We start from the raw sequence: 17,804 nt of genomic DNA on the forward strand, positions 1-17,804 counted from the left end.
ATGAGAACCTGAAACGAGTTCAGGTTGACGTATCATTTGTCAATTTGAACGTTTAGTGTCATTCCCATGAAAATGGGAATCCATTCATCTATTTTTAGCACCCTTCGACTCCCTGCCTGCGGCAGGCAGGCGCTCAGGGCACAAATCCTATGTCACATAGATTTCGAACTGCTCTCCGCAAAGGTAATGAGGATAATACTTTTTGGGAAATGGATTTTGTCTAGCACCTTCCGACTCAGCTCAGGGCACAAATCATATGTCAGTTCGAGCGCAGTCGAGAACCTCATCATCACATCTCGACTGTGCTCGATGTGACAACACGGAAAACCATCAACCAGAAACCATCAACAAAAAACTATTGTGAAACCCGGATGTTCAGCACCTGTCCGATGGAGATAATATTATCGTTCAAATTGTTGAGTCTGCGAAGCTCATCCACCGAAATATCGTAACGCCTGGATATCGCATAGAGCGTATCGCCCTTTTCCACGGTGTGGGTGAACACATCGTACTGTTTTGGCTGGCGTACCGGGGACAGACCTGTATCCACTACGGCCTCGTCGTACTCATGGAGCTTGTAGCGTTCGATGATGGCAATCAATTTTTCTGGATATTTTCGGTCGGTCGCGTAGCCCGCCTGTCGCAATCCGTGTGCCCATTTTTTATAGTCGTCCCTTCGATAATTGAACAAAAAAGCATAGCGCGAACGGGTGGATAAAAATATACTGTGATCTCGGAAGGAGTACATGGGGTGGTTGTATTTTCTAAAACATTCCCCCTTGGCATCATCATCATGGAAATCGAACTCGCCCTGCCATCCTGTATGACATTTAATGCCAAAGTGATTGTTTGTTTTTAGGGTAAGCTCCCCACGACCGGAGCCACTTTCCAAAATGCCCTGCGCCAACGTGATACTGGCGGGAATGCCAAAAGCACGCATCTCGTACTGGGCAATCTCGGCAAAGTTGTCAATGTAGTCCTCGGTATCGGAGATGGGAAAGCGTTCAAAACGACCGGTGTCCTCTGGCATGGGAAAAAGGTCGAGGGTCTCTTCGGTATCAAGATCGTTCGTAGTTTTAGTTGTCGGTTTTTCCGTCCTTATCACAACGGGAGCACCTTTTTTTTGGGTCGACCTTCTTTTTTTGGCACCACAGCTAGAGAGCAATAGAGCCACAATCAATACATATCCTATTCGCCTGATCATACGTCCAATAACGGTAAATTTTTCTTTTTCAGTATACGATTCATCCCCTTAATTCCCTGTAATCCACCTGTATGAATGGCCAAAATTTGGGTTCCAGGTGGGAACACACCCTTTTTTACAAGGTCAAAAATACCAAAAAGCATCTTTCCCGTGTATATAGGGTCCAGGGGTATCCCTGTTTTACTTTTAAAAAGGTTGATGAAATCTATCAACGGTCGGTCAACTTTGGCATAACCTCCAAAATGATAGTCGGTTACGAGTTTCCAACGGTCGTTGTGAACAAATGTACGAATCTCTTCGATTAAAAAATCACCCTTTAACGCAGGGAACCCCAAAACCGTTTGATGGGGTCGTGCCGCATTGATCAATCCCGTTAAGGTGCCCCCCGTTCCCACGGCGCTGCAGATGTAATCGAATTGCGCGTCTTCTTTGGTCAAAATTTCTGAACAGCCCTTCACGGCCAATGCGTTGGTTCCGCCTTCGGGCAAAACGTACACCTCCCCGAACCGATCTTTTAAATTCTGAATAAATGAAGAGTCATTTTTGAGCTGGTAATCGCTTCGAGATACAAAATGGAATTGCATGCCATTCTCGTGGGCCATATTCAAGGTAGGATTATCGTGCCACTTATCGGCAAGTTCCTCGCCACGGATCACGCCAATGGTTTTTATCCCTTGTTCATGTCCTGCACAGGCCGTCGCGGCAATATGGTTGGAAAAGGCCCCGCCAAAGGTGAGCAAAGTGTCTTTGCCCTGTTTTTTGGCTTCAAGCAAGTTGTATTTAAGCTTTCGGTATTTGTTGCCAGAGATATGTGGATGAATGGTGTCCTCTCTTTTTAAATAGAGTTCAACTCCCTTTTCGCGCAAAAGGGTCATATTAATATGCTGATTGGGTACGTTCAATCCAAAGAATTAACGGGTCAAGTACTGTAAAAAACCAAAGGTTTTACGCTTGGAAAGATACTGCATATCCTTTTCATTGGCATAGGCCTCACGTTCAAAACTGATGTTCTGGTAGGCTCGGTAACTGTCCATATAGCGCACGGTTCGGAAAAGCCATTCAGAAATATAGAGAACATAAAAAGGCAAGATCAGCAGTTCGCGCTGTTGCTTCAGGTGGATGCGTTCATGGTTGATGAGCACCTCATCGGTCTTTAGGGAATCTTCCTTTAAGATGATGAAGGGCCATAGGGAGAGCCCCACATAATTTTTATAGAAGAAATGTTTAAAGACTAGTATCAAATTGATAAATGGTTAGGTTATCACTACAAATATAACAGCAAAAAGCAGCGAAAATTTGACTCAATACAAAATAAGATCAACATTTTCGGTGAATAACCTTGTATTGAAAAGGTTAAAACTTTCGTCTTTTTCCCATGAAACCCTTAAATTTAAGTAGCAAAATTAGTGCCTTACATGAAAGAACACATTCCCTTGGAAGAGGGTGATTATTACTTATCGGAACAAGGGTACCGGGTGTTTACCGAAAAATACCACCTAAAACGTGGTTATTGCTGTGAGAGTGGCTGTCGACATTGTCCCTATGGATATAACTCAAAAACCAACACCCAAGTTTAATTTTTCGGCATAATATTTGCGACTTAATTGATTACATCTCAAGAATTTAAAAATTGTACTATGAAAAGATTACAACACTTAGCACTCATTGCCTTTTCCTTTGGGCTTTTGGCTTCCTGTACTTCCGTACGCGTAGTTTCCGATTACGATCAAAAAGCCAACTTTAATACCTATAAAAGCTATGCTTTTTATAAAACAGGAATAGACAAGGCCCAAATCTCGGATTTGGACAAGAAAAGAATTTTAAGGGCCATTGAGGCCGAATTGAGTTCCCGCGGATTCGTAAAATCCGACAACCCGGATGTATTGATCAGTATTTTCACCAAGGAACGCGAACGTGTCGATGTCTACAACAACTACGGTTGGGGCTGGGGCGGTTTTTATAGTCCTTGGGCCTGGGGTCCCGGTTGGGGCTGGGGCTGGGGAGGCGGCAACAATGTGAGCACCCGCACCGAAGGTTCCCTGTACATTGACGTTATCGATGCCGACAAAAAGGAATTGGTATGGCAGGGACGCGGCGTAGGCACATTGAACAATACCTCGAATATTGAGAAAAAGGAACAGCGCATCAAAGAATTTGTCTCCCAGATATTGGAAGAGTACCCACCGCAAATGACAGTGGCCTCCAATTAAAATATAGACCGTCCATTGGGCGGTTTTTTATTGTCCTTAACTTTCCTTAAGAGAATTTCCGTTCCCGTTTTCGTATCTTTAAGTCGCATAAAAATTGACGTATGAGCTACGAGTCCAATCCAATTCTGGATAAATTACCAAAGCACCTCAAACAATTCATAAAACCACAGAATTATGAAGACTACACCGCCATTGACCAAGCGGTTTGGCGCTATGTAATGCGGAAGAACGTGGATTACCTCAGCAGGGTGGCCCATAAATCGTATGTGGATGGATTAAAAAAAACCGGGATTTCCATAGACCACATTCCCAATATGTACGGGATGAACCGAATCCTGAAGGAAATCGGATGGGCAGCTGTTGCGGTCGATGGTTTTATACCGCCCTCTGCTTTTATGGAATTCCAAGCGTACAATGTTCTGGTCATCGCTTCGGATATTCGCCAGCTTGAAAATATTGAATACACTCCCGCCCCCGATATTATCCACGAAGGGGCTGGACACGCTCCCATTATCGCGAATCCAGAATACGCAGAATATTTGCGTAGGTTTGGGGAAATTGGTTGCAAGGCCATTTCCAGTGCCAAGGATTATGAACTTTATAACGCAGTGCGCCATCTTTCCATCATCAAAGAGGCCAACGGTACGCCCCAAAGCGACATTGAGGAGGCCGAAAAACATATCGACCACCTTCAGCAGAATATGGGCGAACCCAGTGAAATGGCACTTATCCGAAATTTGCATTGGTGGACCGTTGAATACGGTTTGATCGGCACTGTGGAGAACCCAAAAATTTATGGTGCGGGACTGCTCTCCTCCATCGGGGAAAGTGCGTGGTGCATGACGGACAAGGTCAAAAAGATTCCGTACTCCATTGAAGCGGCCCACACGGAGTTTGATATCACCAAACCGCAACCCCAGTTGTTCGTGACGCCCGATTTCGCCTTTTTGAGTCAGGTCTTGGAAGATTTTGCCAATACCATGGCCGTGCGGACTGGAGGACTTTCAGGAATCAAAAAACTGATCGGTTCCCAAGCTTTGGGCACCATCGAATTGAGTACTGGGCTGCAAATCTCGGGAGAGTTTAGCAATGTCACCGAAAATGATGGGAAACCGATTTACATTCAAACCACAGGCGGAACGGCGTTGGCCTACCGTGAAAAAGAATTGGTCGGACACAGTATTGCCCACCATAAGGATGGCTTCGGCTCCCCTATCGGTAAATTGAAGGGCATCAACATTGCCATTGAAGATATGGGACCACGTGACCTCAAGGCCTATAAAATTTATGAGGGCGAACAGATTGCCCTTGAGTTTGAAGGCGGTATCAAAGTGGAGGGAACCATTGTTACGGGCACCCGTAACCTAATGGGAAAAATTATCCTCATCACTTTGGAAAATTGTACCGTTACCCACAACGATAAAATCTTATTTGAACCCGAGTGGGGTCTCTATCATATGGCTGTTGGCCAACACATTGTTTCCGCTTACAATGGTCCCGCAGATTTGAACAGTTTCGACCTGACCACACATAAGGTTACGGAAAGCACCATCAAATCGAAAAAAGATGAGAAGAGGTTGCAACTGGAACGTTTCTATGAACAGATCAGACATTTTAGGGAAGGAAAAAACACTACGATTTCCCGAAATAAAGTGTTCCAGGCCCTAAAAAGGGACCACCCGAAAGATTGGCTTTTGCCCGTTGAGCTATACGAACTGGCCAAACAGGACAACAACGTAGAGTTTCAGCAGGAGATTTTGGACCACTTGGAGCAAATAAAACGGGACAACCCCAAGGTAGGGCATTTAATTGATGACGGCCTGCAATTGGTAAACGGCACTTTGGTAAGTTAAAACCCTAGTTTTTCCACATTTTCGGAAGTGGGCTTGAGTTGCGGCACCGCCGCTTTGGTAATGGGGTAAAAAGCAATGTTTATCCTTTCCCCGTTGCGTTTAAGGCCCAGTTCAGCTTCGTGGTCAATGCTGCCCTGCCAAATACTACGTGAAAATACCTCATCCCCCTCACGCACACCAGCTTCCCAAGCTTTACTGCCCTCTACAACACTGGCTATACCTTTTCTGTCCTCCGTAAATTCAAATCCAAGCTCATAAATATCGCTTTCGGGGCTGTAATCCAACCCTAAATCATCAAACAGGGCTACCAAATCCACTTTTTGACCTTCTTCGATATGCTTTTGAAAAACAGCTTCAAAATCCTCATCCCAAAAGTCTTTCATCACACCAATAAAATAGTCATGGGTCAATTTTTGATCACTTGTGGTAACATCAGCATAAATTTGATGCATCACATCGTCCAAACTTTTTTCACCTCCGCTTATCCGTTGGATGCTCTGATCCAAGTAAAAAGCAAAAATCGCACCTCGCCAATAGGGTAATTTGGAATACTCGTAGTTGGTCCAAAAATTATCATAGTTGACTTCGGAATTGGGTGCCTCCGCTACGGATGATGCGTACAAATCCCGAATGGTCCTGTTCAGTTCCTCTATAAAAAAAGTGCCGTCCAATCCATTGATCTTGTTCTTTGCAATGTTTTTGAAGGTATAGTATTCGGTAAATCCCTCACTGAACCAATATTGTTCCTCTTCGTTATCGTTTTTGATGGTATGTCCGATCCAGTTGTGCATCAGCTCGTGGTTGAAGAGATACACCATTTGACCAATCTCCGTTTGGTCGTTATTGGAGACCGAGGTGGCAAACGAATTGGTCAGGCCCGTGCCTTGAAAACTGCTGCCATTCTCTTGCGGAAAAGGCTGCATGGTCACCGTAAAATATTCTTGGGAGTGATCGTTCCAAAAATTGCGTTGGTACGTAAGGGTTTCTTCCAATACCTTAAAAACTTCCTCGTCCTTGAAGGGTATCCATTCGCCACGGGTGGCCAAACTGATTTTGTTCCCCTGTATCTCGCCGTTGAAGACCCTAAAATCTCCCCCTACAAATATGGCATTGCTGAAAAGGCCCACATTCTGATCCTTCAATAATTGGATTTTTTCTTTGCTGCCAAAACTGTTATGAATGGTGTATTCTTCTGGAAGAGAGGTCCAATCCAGAAGAATGTCCTCGCTTTCCCCTGCATTTTCTGGAATCATGAACATATTATGGGAAAATGCATGAAAATAAGTTTTGTTGATGATGGGGCGGTATATTTTTCTGGTAGAAACATCTCCCTCGAAATCCTGTTTCAAGAAATATTCAAACTCCAATTCCTCGACGTCTTTTGGATGCATCAGAACTATGCGGCTACTATCTGCGTCCTTTTCAACGGCTCCCTCTACATTCAGCAGTTGCATTTTGCCCAACGCTTTGTGAAGACCTTCCTGCCCCCATGCCTCATTGGGAAAGGACAGTGTGGTGGTGCCATCGGGACTTGCCTTCAAGGTCATTTTAATTTTGAGCTGTGGAACGCTATCCACCATCACGGCAGAAATTTCATAGCTGATATCGGATTCGGGGCGTTGCTGGCAGGAAAATAGAAAAGTGGCTAAAAGGGCGGTTAGCAGTACTCTTTTAAACATGGTATTGATTGATTGATGTACCATATAGACGCATCAAAATGGAAAATGTGACAGCTTAATCCAAAAAAGTTTTCAACTGTTCCGAATTTTCCACGGGGACATTTTCATAAACCAATGTCCAGCCCATGGTATTGGTGAGCACCAAAATTCGGGAAAGCTCGCTCACCAAACGGTTTTCTGCATTGGAACGTAAAGAGGAAGCCTCTATTTTTTTCATCAAAGACGCATTTACGTTCCGTTTGATGGCGTTGTAATCACCTGCATTAAAGGGGTTCAAATAATCCGCGGTGACATCGTAGTACTCAAAATCGGGACTTATTTTTATTTCAGGTTCAGGAATCTGGGTAATGGTCAAGACCTTATTTTCTTCATCCACATCATAATTTATTTGGGATAGGTCGTAGGCAATGGAGACATCGGCATTCACGACCACCAGTGCCTTTTTATGGGCCGTGACCAAAGGTCCGAACAATTCTTTGGAGTCTTTATAATTGTACACCTCGGCAAAATGGCCTTCGGTAACCACTAACTTGGAAACGTTGCGGAGTTCCTGCTGAATGAGCATGGAATTTTCTTCCAAAATGGATTTTTGCTCACGGTCATCGGTGCACGACTTGTAGATCAGAACCGAGGCCAACGCTATTACCGCTCCTACTAATATTCTCTTCATTTATTCGAATTTCATGAAAGGAAACCTTTCTTGAAGATACGTAATTTTTGCGCGGAGCGATGTTTTGAACTTTTGATGGCCTTCGGAATCGGGGTTGAACGGGCGGTGCTGCAATCCTTTTTGAACGGCATCGACTTCATCCATAACGGAATAGGATTTTGATGAAATCCAGACCGATTTAAAACGCTCCCAAATGTAATCCACAGCCAACAAGTTTGGATGCACCATATCTTTACCATAAAAACGGTAATCGCGCAGCTCGTCCATCATAATTTCGTAGGACGGAAAATAGGACAGTTCTCTCGACTGCGCTCGAGATGACAAAACAGAGTGAACGGCAGTTATTAAATTTGCTTTGCTTCGTTGGTTTTCCACAAAACCGTCTTTTAAATGGCGAACAGGCGAAATAGTGAAGATAATCTGTGCCTTTGGATTCACATTTTGAATCAAGCTTATCATTTTTTGAAGGCTAGTTTCAATTTCGGCTACGCTCAATAGTTTTTTGGTGAATTGCTTCTGCGGAACCTTATGGCAATTGGCCACAGTTTTCCCTGATGAATTATTCTCGTACACCCAAGCCGTTCCCAAGGTGATGATGATATGGGATGAAGTCTCCAGACCCGCTTTGGTTTCGTCCAGTCGTTGATTGAGCAGATTCAATAAGGCTTCGGGATCATCGGAACGCAAATCGGAATGCGCATCAAAACAGTGCCAAATACCGTTCTGTTCAAAAATCTCTTCTTGTCGATATGCTTTTTCCTCAATGGTTCTTTCAACCAAATTCGCAATGGCCAACGGATGGAACAATATCCCAAAGGGATTTTGTAATTGTTGGAACTGAAAGTAGTCCAGCTTCTCGCCTATATTTTCCACAAAACAGGACCCCAACAGCACCAACTTACTTTGATAATCGATGGAATTATCGCTGGGCGTTAAAGGTATCTTTGTTTGTAGTTCCATTAATTTGATAAATTATCAGTTCGATTTTTTGGTGGTTGAGCGAAGTCGAAACCAAAGAAAAATCGCCTATCTGCGGCAGACAGGTGTCCTGATTTTAAAATGACAATACGTTATTTTAAATAATCCCACACCTTATCCAGCGCTTCGGGGATTCCCGCAGGATTTTTACCCCCCGCTGTGGCAAAGAACGGTTGTCCACCGCCACCTCCTTGAATGTACTTGCCCAGTTCTCGGACAATGGTTCCAGCATTCAGGTCTTTTTCCGACACCAAACCTTTGGAGATATAGCAGGACAGGATAGCCTTCCCATCGTTTTCTGAAGCTAGCAATAAGAACAAATTGTCTACTTGACCGCCCATTTCAAAGGCCAAATCTTTGATGCCACCTGCATCCAAATCCACTTTTTTGGCCAAAAACTTGGTGCCGCCCAGGTCTTCCAATTCAGCAATCAGTTCGTTTTTGAGCCCTTTCGCCTTGTCCTTTAATAATTGCTCCACCTGTTTTTTAAGTGCTGCATTCTCCTCTTGCAAACTTGCTACGGATTTCACGGGATCTTGGGAATTCTTCAACATATCCTTGATCTCTAGGAGCATACGGTTATTGTTGAAGTAAAATTCTTTAACGGCATCGGAGGTAATGGCCTCGATTCTTCGGATTCCAGCAGCAACCGCCCCTTCCGAAACAATTTTAAAATGCCAAATATCAGCCGTGTTCTTCACGTGGGTACCCCCACAAAGTTCAATGGATTGACCAAAGCGGATGGTTCGTACCGTATCGCCATATTTTTCTCCAAAAAGTGCCATTGCACCCTGCTCCATCGCTTCTTGCATGGGAACATTGCGACTTTCTTCCAAAGGAAGCTGTCCATCAATACGGGAATTGACAAAGTTTTCCACTTCCTGCAATTCTTCTGGGGTCAATTTTGAAAAGTGGGAGAAATCAAATCGTAGGTATTTGGAATGTACCGCGGAACCTTTTTGTTCCACATGGGTTCCCAAAACTTCCCGAAGGGCCTGATGCAACAGGTGCGTTGCCGTATGGTTGCACTCTGTTCTCCTTCTTTGCTTTTGATCTACAACAGCCTTAAAGGTTCCTGAAACTTCCTTGGGCAACGACTTGGCAAAATGAACAATCTCGTTGTTTTCCCTTTTGGTATCCACAATATAGGTGACATCACCATTTGGTGCTTCCAAATACCCTTTATCCCCAACCTGTCCACCACCTTCGGCGTAGAACGGGGTCAAATTGAACACCAATTGGTACTGATCGCCATCCTTTTTACTGGTGACTTTTCGGTATTTCACCAGCTTCACGTTGGCCTCTAAACTATCATAACCGATAAATTCCTGTTCGGTATCGGTCATCAATATGTTCCAATCGTCCTTGGACACTTCGGATGCTGCCCTTGAGCGGTCTTTTTGGGCTTTCAATGCTTTTTCAAACCCTTCCGTATCCAATTGATAGCCCTTCTCCTCTAAAATCAAGGAGGTCAAATCTATCGGAAACCCGAACGTATCATAGAGTTCAAAAGCCTTATCGCCTGCAATGGTTTTATCTTTTGATGATTTGATCACGGAATCCAACAACACCAAACCTTGCTCCAAAGTGCTCAAGAAAGAGCTTTCCTCTTCTTTGATGACGTTCTCTATTAATTGGTATTGCTCCTTCAATTCTGGGAAGGCCTTGCCCATCTGTTCGCTCAACACCTTGACCAATCTGTAGATAAACGGTTTGTTGGTATCCAAAAATGTAAATCCGTAGCGAATGGCACGGCGTAAAATCCTTCGGATGACGTAACCCGCTCCTGTATTGCTAGGCAATTGTCCATCGGCAATGGAAAAAGCTACTGCACGCACGTGGTCGGAAATGACACGGATGGCGATATCGGTTTCTTCGTTGGTGCCATATTTTTTGCCCGTGATAATTTCCACTTCACGTATCAGAGGGGTAAAAACATCGGTATCGTAATTGGATTGCTTGCCCTGGAGCACCATGCAAAGGCGCTCAAAGCCCATACCTGTATCAATATGCTTTTCTGGAAGTGGCTCCAAACTGCCGTTGGCCTTTCGGTTGAACTGCATAAATACCAAGTTCCAGATTTCCACCACCTGTGGATGGTCCTGATTGACCAAGGAAGCTCCATCAACTTTGGCCTTCTCTTCCTTGGAACGAATATCCACATGGATTTCCGAACAGGGTCCGCAGGGACCTTGGTCGCCCATCTCCCAAAAGTTGTCCTTTTTGTTCCCTTTGATGATTCTGTTTTCGGGAACAATGGCCTTCCACAGATCGTATGCTTCTTGATCGAGCGGCAGATTATCTTCTTCGCTTCCTTCAAAAACTGAAACGTAAAGACTGTCCTTATCTATTTTATATACCTCGGTAAGCAATTCCCATGCCCACGCAATAGCTTCTTTTTTAAAATAATCCCCAATGCTCCAGTTGCCCAACATCTCGAACATGGTGTGGTGATAGGTATCCTTGCCCACTTCTTCGAGGTCGTTGTGCTTGCCGCTCACCCGCAAACATTTTTGGGTGTCCGTGATGCGTTTGTGCTTTGGCACGGAATTCCCCAAAAAGTACTCCTTGAACTGGTTCATACCTGCATTGGTGAACATCAAGGTAGGGTCGTCCTTCATTACCATGGGCGCCGATGGTACAATCTTGTGGTTCTTTTCTTTGAAAAAGTTTAAAAACTGGTTTCTAACTTCTTGGGATGTCATTGAATTCCTAGGGTTTTCTTAAATTTAACAGTTTAAGCAAAACAATTTTTATATTTGTTTGTTCTGTTTAAAATGAGTGAGCAAAAATAGGATAAAATCCATTCATGTCTAAAGTAAAGTACTATTACGACCCCGACACGCTTTCGTACCGAAAGATCGAGCCGAAGAAATCGAAAAGATATAGGAACATTTTCCTGTTCTTGTTGGGTTCCGCGTTATTTGGTTTCCTTGGACTGATCATTCTTTTGAACACCCGATGGGTAAATACGCCCAAGGAACTGTCCTTGGAACGCGAGGTTCGAAACTATGAGCTCCAATACGATATCCTCAACCGTAAAATGGACCAAATGGAACAAGTTTTGGCCAATATCGAGGAAAGGGACAATAACATCTACCGTTTATATTTTGAGGCGAATCCGATACCCGAAGAACAGCGAAGAGCTGGTTTTGGTGGTATAAACCGCTATAAAGACCTTGAAGGCTTCAACAATTCCGAGATTATTATTGATGCCACCAAGCGTTTGGACATCATCCAAAAAGGAATGGTGATACAATCCAAATCCTTGGATGAAATAGCCAAATTGGCCGAAGAGAAAGAAAAACTATTGGCTTCCATTCCAGCCATTCAACCTGTAAGCAACGAAGATCTTACCCGAATGGCCTCAGGTTACGGTTGGCGATCCGACCCGTTTACCAAAGCCCGTAAAATGCACTGGGGAATGGATTTTACCGCTCCCAGGGGTTCACCAATATATGCCACAGGTGATGGAAAAGTGGTTCGGGCCGACAATAGGTCCTCAGGTTATGGAAAACACGTCCGTATCGATCATGGGTACGGTTATATCTCGCTATATGGCCACATGAGCAAATACAATGTAACGGTCGGTCAAAAAGTCAAAAGAGGCGACCTTATCGGCTTTGTTGGCAGCACAGGGCGTTCCCAGGCACCACACGTTCACTACGAAGTGTTCAAGGACGGGGAACGTATCAACCCCATTAACTTCTACTACGGAAGTTTGTCAGCTGAAGAATTTGATAACATGCTCAGGTTGGCGAACCAAGAGAACCAATCGCTGGATTAATGCACGTAGACCTACCCGAAAAACGATATTATGGCATTGGCGAAGTGGCCAAGGCCTTTGGGGTAAACACCTCTCTAATCCGTTTTTGGGAGAAAGAGTTTGATGTGCTCCAACCCAAAAAGAATGCGAAAGGCAATCGTAAATTCACGCCACAGGATATCCAAAACCTTCAATTGATCTATCACTTGGTAAAAGAACGTGGGTTTACCTTGGACGGGGCCAAAACGCATTTAAAGGAAGAAAAGCAAAAGGCGCTTTCCAATTTTGAAGTGATTCAAAAACTACAAAAGGTAAAAGCGGAACTGCTTAAGATCAAAGAACAACTATAAACACTTTAACCAATAGAAAATGAAAAAAGGTATCATAGCCATTATTGTCCTCGGGTTGATTGGCGTAATCGTCGTGGGTTGGTATGTTAGAACCAACAACAACCTCATCAACATGAAAGGACAGGCCACGAAACAATGGGCCAATGTGGAGAGCTCCTACCAACGTAGAAGTGATTTGATCGGGAACTTGGTAAAAACGGTTCAGGGTGCCGCGGATTTTGAACGCGAAACCCTTTCAGATGTCATTGAAGCGAGAGCAAAAGCCACATCCACCAATATTGATGCAAACAATATTACACCGGAACAATTGGCCGAATTCCAACAGGCCCAAACGGGATTATCTTCTGCCTTATCCAGATTATTGGTCACTGTGGAACGTTATCCAGATCTGAAAGCAAGCCAGAATTTTTTGGAGCTTCAATCGCAGTTGGAAGGCACCGAGAACAGAATCAATGTGGAACGTAACCGCTTTAATGATCTGGCAGGAGAATACAACATCAAAATTCAGCAAATCCCAACGAACATTGTGGCCAGCATAGGAAATTTTGATGCCATACCTCTATTTAGGTCCGATGCCGGTTCCGAAAACGCCCCCGATGTGAACTTCGAATTCAACTAAATTATGTCGCACGTAGAAGAATTTTTAACTGCCGAGGAAGAAAGCGATATTGTAAACGCCATTGTAGAAGCTGAAAAAAATACTTCCGGAGAAATCCGCGTACATATTGAATCCACTTCCAAAATAGACCATTTTAGTCGGGCCCAGCAAATTTTTCATTTTCTGAAAATGGACAATACCAAAGAGGGCAATGGGGTGCTTTTATATGTGGCCGTAGACGACAGAAAATTTGTCATCTATGGCGGTGAGGGCATTGATAGGGCCGTTCCCAAAGGATTTTGGGATACTACCAAGGATGTGATCGCTTCGCACTTTAAAAAAGGAAATTTTAAACAAGGTATCATTGATGGAATATTGATAGCCGGCAAAGAATTGCAGGCCCATTTTCCATGGAATCAAAATGATATCAACGAACTGAACGATGCAATATCCAAAGGGTAGTTTTTTACTGGCTTTTTTATGTGTTTCCCTAGCTTGGGGGCAGTTCACCATACCCGATAAACCCAAAAAACAGACGAGCGTTTACGACTACGTGGACCTATTGTCCCCATCGCAGAGCAACGCGTTGGAACAAAAGCTAGTCCGGTACTCCGATAGTACTTCCACCCAAATTGTTGTGGCCATAATCAGTTCCACAGAAGGGGAGGAAATCAATTTCTTGGGTGCACAATGGGGCCAAAAATGGGGCATCGGGCAGGCGGACAAGGACAATGGGGTGCTTATACTTCTTGCTAGGGACGACCGTAGAATTGCCATTAATACAGGCTATGGCGTGGAGGGCAGGCTTACGGATCTGATGTCTAGGCGCATCATTGAAACCGTAATCATTCCCGAATTTAAAAAAGGGGACTACTACAGTGGTCTGGACAAAGGTTCGGATGCCATTTTTAAAGTACTCACCGGAGAGTTTACCGAAGATCGCTCTTTGCGCAGCGGTAAAAAATTCCCGATCGACGCACTTTTTCCGATCATCATCTTTTTTATCATCATCATAATTCTCTGGAGCCGCAAAAATAAAGGCGGGGGAGGCCTTGGAGGCCGTGGAGGTCGAGGCCCAAGCATCTGGGACATGATCATACTGAGCAATATGGGCCGCAGTTCCGGTTCTTCCGGTGGTTTTGGAGGCGGAGGAGGATTTAGCGGCGGTGGTTTCGGTGGTGGCTTTGGAGGCGGAGGCTTCGGTGGTGGAGGCGCCTCTGGCGGATGGTAACCGCAATCAAAGCAACCATAGCATTATTTCATCATCTTCTGGATAAAATGTTATGGCCAAAAAGTTTCTTCTCCTGTTTATTACAATTGTGATGGTTTCCTGCGGATCGGATGACAATTCGACGGATTTGGATTGTTCGTTAGTTTTATGTGCAGCGGTCGATGACACTATCTATCTTCAATTTTTACATCCAGACAATGATGAAGATTTATTGAAAAATGGCACCATCAATGTCGATTTGATAGAAATCATCAATGAGGATAGCAATGAAGTAACATTCACAGTTGAAGAATTTTCAGAAATGGGTGTCTATCTGGCCATTCCCGTATCAACCACATCTTTTGGACAAAAGAGCTTTACAATTACTCTTGACGAAGACGAGTCATTCAATATAAATTTTGAAACAAGTCTGCCACAGGATAATGATGATTGTTGTGGTGGCTACACCACCTTGGAGAGTTTTACCATAGATAACTATTCTTATGATTTGGTAGAGCCATCATCTCTTCCTGTTCTTACAACTGTCTATATTCCCAACCTTGATTAAAACCTGATAAACCTTGGGCCTCCTCCCTTATTTGGAGCGCCACTTCCTCCAAAGGAATCAAATTTTATGGTCAAGCTGCCCATAAAGTAACGTTTAAGTGCGGTACCCTGAAAATCCTGAATAAAATCCTGTCCAGTGGTTCTTCTGGTGTTGATGTTCTGATTGAGAAGGTCGTATGCCAATATTTTCAAGGTAGCCTTCTTCTTGAACATTTGTAGGCCCAAGCTCATGTTCCAAAATATGGCGTCCTTATCAAACCCTGCACCAAGGTTACCATTGTAACTATAGGTGATATCATTACCCCAGACCAAGTTTTCTGGCCAGTAAGAGGTCAATTTAAAAGATAGGTTGTGTGTGGTAAAATCTACATTTTCCACATTGTCCAAATTATATCGCGTAGCATTTACGGCCAAAGTGTACTCGGGTTCAATCTCCAGCATTTCCTTATAGTTGAACAAAAGTCCCGCGCTGGGCCTGATTGCAAAAGTGCTGGATTCTAGTTGGGACCCATTGGTGAAACCCACCTGCTTGTTAATGCTCGCATTGGGCCTCAGGGTGAATTTTAAGGTGTAAAGACTATCCTTTTTAATCTGTTTTGAGTAATTGATGCCCATCGCCGCATTGTAATTGCCCTTTACATTTTGGTAAGTTGTCGTTCTGATGAAGTCTTCATCCGTTGTAGTGCTGGATACTATCCTGTCCTCATCTATACCCAAATTGGCCCAAAAGAAAATCCCGGTTCTTTCCCTCCAATTGTAGTTATTGAAATTCAAATAAAAATTATGGTTAATCTGAGGGTCCAAGTTGGGGTTACCTTGAATTATGTTCAAGGGATTGCTCACGTTGGGCACCGGCTGCATTTGGTTAATGGAGGGCACGTCCAACTGGGACCTGTAATTCAAGCTCATCCGCTTATTGTTGCTAAAGGTATAGTTTGCGTAGGAGCTAAAAAGGAGGTTACTGTAGTCTTTGGAAAAGGAAGTGGCCTGTATAAAATCTTCGTTGCTCAAATCTATTTGTTCCAGACGGGCCCTGATATTAAACCGGAACTTTTTACCATTGGAACCAAATCCGAATTCGGGGATATGCTTGCCCACATTAAAGTCAAAATCAGAACTTAAGGTCTCATTAAAGACATATTCGCCCAGACCTTCGTCAAAATCGGAAACAGAACGCTCGTTCTTTTGCTCATTTTTTTCATAGCTATACCGAAAGTCCAAATAGAGGTCCTTGTTCAACGGTTGCCTGAAAGACCCACCAATCTCATAACCGTTGTTGGAGTTGTCCACCATGGTCCTTTGGTCCAAAATACTTTGACCGGGATTGTCACCATAAATATTCCGTTCCGAATTCAGGATGCTTTCGGAGTCGCTCACACGATTGTCATTATTGAAATATACCCTGACATATTTCCCCAACGTGTCCAACTTTTTCATGATTTCCAGTCTATTGCTGAAATTACGCTGAAAACCATCCGTAAACTGAATGGATGTATTGTCGTTCAGCAGGTTCCCATCTTCGTCGGAAGAAACCGTGTTTTCTAAATTGGATGAGTTGGTAGTATTCATGCTCAAATTGGGCTGTATCGTAATCCTTGTGGTTTTGTCCACATCAAACTCCAAGTTGGTAGCTGCTTGATTGGAGACGGTGCTGCCCACAAAATTGGTTTCGGTATCAGTGAAAAACCGGCCATCGGGCAGAATATTCTCCCTTGAAATACGCTCATCATTATACGAATCACTGTAAGCGTAAAAATAGTTTCCATCCACCTTATACTTGCCTTTGTCCTGGTTCGCGTAGCTCCCTCCTATGGTAGACGAAGTAATGATTCCCTCTCCAAAACCAAAGGACACATTTCCAATGGAAAAGGAGCCGTTCTGACTAAACCTGATGCCTCCGCCTCGGGAATTCCCGACCATTTCATAGATTTCATCAAAAGAAAATCCAGGGTTGTTGATATTGTTGCTACTCCCAAGAACACTGATTCTCTCGGTATCGTTAAAGTAATTCAGAAGGCCATTGGCCTGATAGCGGTCGTCCGTGCCATAACCACCGGACAAGCGCCCCATATACCCTTTGTTCTTGTCCTCTTTTAGGGTAAGGTTGATTGTCTTGTTTTCTCCATTGCCGGACTCTCCGGTAAACTCTTGTTCCTTGGTCTTGGTATCCGTGATCTGAATTTTGCTGATCACATCTTTGGAAAGTGATTTGGTCGCCACCTTCGGGTCGGTGCTAAAGAACACTTGACCGTTTACGAGCACTTGATTGACCTCTTTTCCGTTAACAGTTATGGTACCATCACTGGCCACTTCCACACCGGGGAGTTTTTTCAATACATCTTCCACGGTTGCGTCTGGTCTGGTCTTGAAGGAATCGGCATTAAATTCCAGCGTATCCTTCTTCACCGTTATTGGAACGCGTTCACCAATTAAATCTATCCCATCCAATTGTTGCACCCGTTCCTCCATTTTAATTGTTCCAATCTCCATCACAGGTTCCAGCATCACCTCACGTGCTTGGGGAGTAAAGCCATTACTGGAAAAAGCCAACCTTGCCTTTTTGTAAGCCGTTTTTCCTTCCAAGGCAAAGATTCCTTCGGCGTTGGTTATGGTGTAAGTGATCAACGTACTGTCCCTTAAGGTCTCCGCGTAAATGGTAGCGGCTTCGATTGGTGCTCCTGTGGCTGCATCAACAATTTTTCCCTTGACCAAAAAGTCT

General features: G+C 44.0%; 17 protein-coding genes. 9 read left to right on the top strand and 8 right to left on the bottom strand.

The annotated features are described in order from the left end of the window. Positions 1–355: 355 nt before the first annotated feature. Genes SD449_RS09715 through SD449_RS09725 form a run of 3 tightly spaced genes read right to left on the bottom strand, consistent with a single transcriptional unit; the run spans position 356 to position 2,445 of the window. Positions 356–1,204, bottom strand: a complete 849-nt coding sequence (locus SD449_RS09715) for a glucosaminidase domain-containing protein (RefSeq protein ID WP_318310298.1) — start codon at positions 1,202–1,204, stop codon at positions 356–358. Continuing rightward, positions 1,201–2,079, bottom strand: coding sequence for a 1-aminocyclopropane-1-carboxylate deaminase/D-cysteine desulfhydrase (locus SD449_RS09720; RefSeq protein ID WP_318310299.1), 879 nt, complete (start codon positions 2,077–2,079; stop codon positions 1,201–1,203). The genes SD449_RS09715 and SD449_RS09720 overlap by 4 nt, the downstream gene beginning before the upstream one ends. A gap of 36 nt (positions 2,080–2,115) precedes the next feature. After that, positions 2,116–2,445: a hypothetical protein gene (locus SD449_RS09725; RefSeq protein ID WP_207035465.1), complete on the bottom strand. Its 330-nt coding sequence runs from the start codon at positions 2,443–2,445 to the stop codon at positions 2,116–2,118. A 174-nt stretch (positions 2,446–2,619) separates the two neighbouring features. On the opposite strand from SD449_RS09725, the gene SD449_RS09730 reads away from it, so the two are divergent. The 3 genes from SD449_RS09730 to SD449_RS09740 all read left to right on the top strand — a co-directional run bounded on the left by SD449_RS09730 (position 2,620) and on the right by SD449_RS09740 (position 5,267). Beyond that, positions 2,620–2,781: a DUF5522 domain-containing protein gene (locus SD449_RS09730; protein ID WP_207035463.1), complete on the top strand. Its 162-nt coding sequence runs from the start codon at positions 2,620–2,622 to the stop codon at positions 2,779–2,781. Positions 2,782–2,841: 60 nt separating this feature from the next. Continuing rightward, positions 2,842–3,414 (top strand): DUF4136 domain-containing protein, encoded by a 573-nt coding sequence (locus SD449_RS09735; RefSeq protein WP_225605342.1) that lies wholly within the window; start codon positions 2,842–2,844, stop codon positions 3,412–3,414. Positions 3,415–3,515: 101 nt separating this feature from the next. Further along, complete coding sequence (locus SD449_RS09740) at positions 3,516–5,267, top strand: aromatic amino acid hydroxylase (RefSeq protein WP_318310301.1); 1,752 nt, start codon at positions 3,516–3,518, stop codon at positions 5,265–5,267. Here SD449_RS09740 and SD449_RS09745 read toward each other — a convergent pair. The 4 genes from SD449_RS09745 to alaS all read right to left on the bottom strand — a co-directional run bounded on the left by SD449_RS09745 (position 5,264) and on the right by alaS (position 11,299). Next, positions 5,264–6,946, bottom strand: a complete 1,683-nt coding sequence (locus SD449_RS09745; protein ID WP_318310302.1) for a M1 family aminopeptidase — start codon at positions 6,944–6,946, stop codon at positions 5,264–5,266. The genes SD449_RS09740 and SD449_RS09745 overlap by 4 nt on opposite strands. Before the next feature lie 55 nt (positions 6,947–7,001). After that, positions 7,002–7,616 carry a DUF4230 domain-containing protein gene (locus SD449_RS09750; protein WP_207035455.1) on the bottom strand — a complete coding sequence of 205 codons (615 nt, stop codon included), beginning with the start codon at positions 7,614–7,616 and terminating at the stop codon, positions 7,002–7,004. After that, positions 7,617–8,576: a GSCFA domain-containing protein gene (locus SD449_RS09755; protein ID WP_318310304.1), complete on the bottom strand. Its 960-nt coding sequence runs from the start codon at positions 8,574–8,576 to the stop codon at positions 7,617–7,619. Between the two features lie 110 nt (positions 8,577–8,686). Continuing rightward, on the bottom strand, positions 8,687–11,299 hold the full coding sequence (gene alaS / locus SD449_RS09760) for an alanine--tRNA ligase (RefSeq protein WP_318310306.1): 2,613 nt from the start codon (positions 11,297–11,299) through the stop codon (positions 8,687–8,689). A gap of 104 nt (positions 11,300–11,403) precedes the next feature. On the opposite strand from alaS, the gene SD449_RS09765 reads away from it, so the two are divergent. The 6 genes from SD449_RS09765 to SD449_RS09790 are packed head-to-tail and all read left to right on the top strand — an operon-like array spanning position 11,404 to position 15,086. Next, a complete protein-coding gene (locus tag SD449_RS09765; RefSeq protein WP_207035450.1) occupies positions 11,404–12,381 on the top strand; it encodes a M23 family metallopeptidase in 978 nt (325 codons plus the stop codon). Then, positions 12,381–12,710 carry a MerR family transcriptional regulator gene (locus SD449_RS09770; protein WP_207035448.1) on the top strand — a complete coding sequence of 110 codons (330 nt, stop codon included), beginning with the start codon at positions 12,381–12,383 and terminating at the stop codon, positions 12,708–12,710. The genes SD449_RS09765 and SD449_RS09770 overlap by 1 nt, the downstream gene beginning before the upstream one ends. Positions 12,711–12,729: 19 nt before the next feature. After that, on the top strand, positions 12,730–13,329 hold the full coding sequence (locus tag SD449_RS09775) for a LemA family protein (RefSeq protein WP_318310309.1): 600 nt from the start codon (positions 12,730–12,732) through the stop codon (positions 13,327–13,329). Positions 13,330–13,332: 3 nt separating this feature from the next. Next, positions 13,333–13,770: a TPM domain-containing protein gene (locus SD449_RS09780; RefSeq protein WP_207035443.1), complete on the top strand. Its 438-nt coding sequence runs from the start codon at positions 13,333–13,335 to the stop codon at positions 13,768–13,770. Next, positions 13,751–14,539 (top strand): TPM domain-containing protein, encoded by a 789-nt coding sequence (locus SD449_RS09785; protein WP_318310311.1) that lies wholly within the window; start codon positions 13,751–13,753, stop codon positions 14,537–14,539. Before SD449_RS09780 ends, SD449_RS09785 begins: the two co-directional genes overlap by 20 nt. A 52-nt stretch (positions 14,540–14,591) precedes the next feature. Then, positions 14,592–15,086 carry a hypothetical protein gene (locus tag SD449_RS09790; protein WP_318310312.1) on the top strand — a complete coding sequence of 165 codons (495 nt, stop codon included), beginning with the start codon at positions 14,592–14,594 and terminating at the stop codon, positions 15,084–15,086. Here the strand turns inward: SD449_RS09790 and SD449_RS09795 are convergent. Next, entirely contained in the window at positions 15,083–17,797 is a 2,715-nt protein-coding gene (locus SD449_RS09795; protein WP_318310314.1) for an outer membrane beta-barrel protein, read from the bottom strand. The genes SD449_RS09790 and SD449_RS09795 overlap by 4 nt on opposite strands. Between the last annotated feature and the right edge of the window lie 7 nt (positions 17,798–17,804).

It is taken from the genome of Flagellimonas crocea, from assembly GCF_033441595.1.
In the GTDB taxonomy this organism is placed as follows: domain Bacteria; phylum Bacteroidota; class Bacteroidia; order Flavobacteriales; family Flavobacteriaceae; genus Flagellimonas; species Flagellimonas crocea.

Coding starts and splice junctions, on each gene's coding strand:
- SD449_RS09715 (WP_318310298.1), bottom strand. CDS start 1,204: ATGATCAGGCGAATAGGATATGTATTGATTGTGGCTCTATTGCTCTCT.
- SD449_RS09720 (WP_318310299.1), bottom strand. CDS start 2,079: ATGACCCTTTTGCGCGAAAAGGGAGTTGAACTCTATTTAAAAAGAGAG.
- SD449_RS09730 (WP_207035463.1), top strand. CDS start 2,620: ATGAAAGAACACATTCCCTTGGAAGAGGGTGATTATTACTTATCGGAA.
- SD449_RS09735 (WP_225605342.1), top strand. CDS start 2,842: ATGAAAAGATTACAACACTTAGCACTCATTGCCTTTTCCTTTGGGCTT.
- SD449_RS09740 (WP_318310301.1), top strand. CDS start 3,516: ATGAGCTACGAGTCCAATCCAATTCTGGATAAATTACCAAAGCACCTC.
- SD449_RS09745 (WP_318310302.1), bottom strand. CDS start 6,946: ATGTTTAAAAGAGTACTGCTAACCGCCCTTTTAGCCACTTTTCTATTT.
- SD449_RS09750 (WP_207035455.1), bottom strand. CDS start 7,616: ATGAAGAGAATATTAGTAGGAGCGGTAATAGCGTTGGCCTCGGTTCTG.
- SD449_RS09755 (WP_318310304.1), bottom strand. CDS start 8,576: ATGGAACTACAAACAAAGATACCTTTAACGCCCAGCGATAATTCCATC.
- alaS (WP_318310306.1), bottom strand. CDS start 11,299: ATGACATCCCAAGAAGTTAGAAACCAGTTTTTAAACTTTTTCAAAGAA.
- SD449_RS09765 (WP_207035450.1), top strand. CDS start 11,404: ATGTCTAAAGTAAAGTACTATTACGACCCCGACACGCTTTCGTACCGA.
- SD449_RS09770 (WP_207035448.1), top strand. CDS start 12,381: ATGCACGTAGACCTACCCGAAAAACGATATTATGGCATTGGCGAAGTG.
- SD449_RS09775 (WP_318310309.1), top strand. CDS start 12,730: ATGAAAAAAGGTATCATAGCCATTATTGTCCTCGGGTTGATTGGCGTA.
- SD449_RS09780 (WP_207035443.1), top strand. CDS start 13,333: ATGTCGCACGTAGAAGAATTTTTAACTGCCGAGGAAGAAAGCGATATT.
- SD449_RS09785 (WP_318310311.1), top strand. CDS start 13,751: ATGCAATATCCAAAGGGTAGTTTTTTACTGGCTTTTTTATGTGTTTCC.
- SD449_RS09790 (WP_318310312.1), top strand. CDS start 14,592: ATGGCCAAAAAGTTTCTTCTCCTGTTTATTACAATTGTGATGGTTTCC.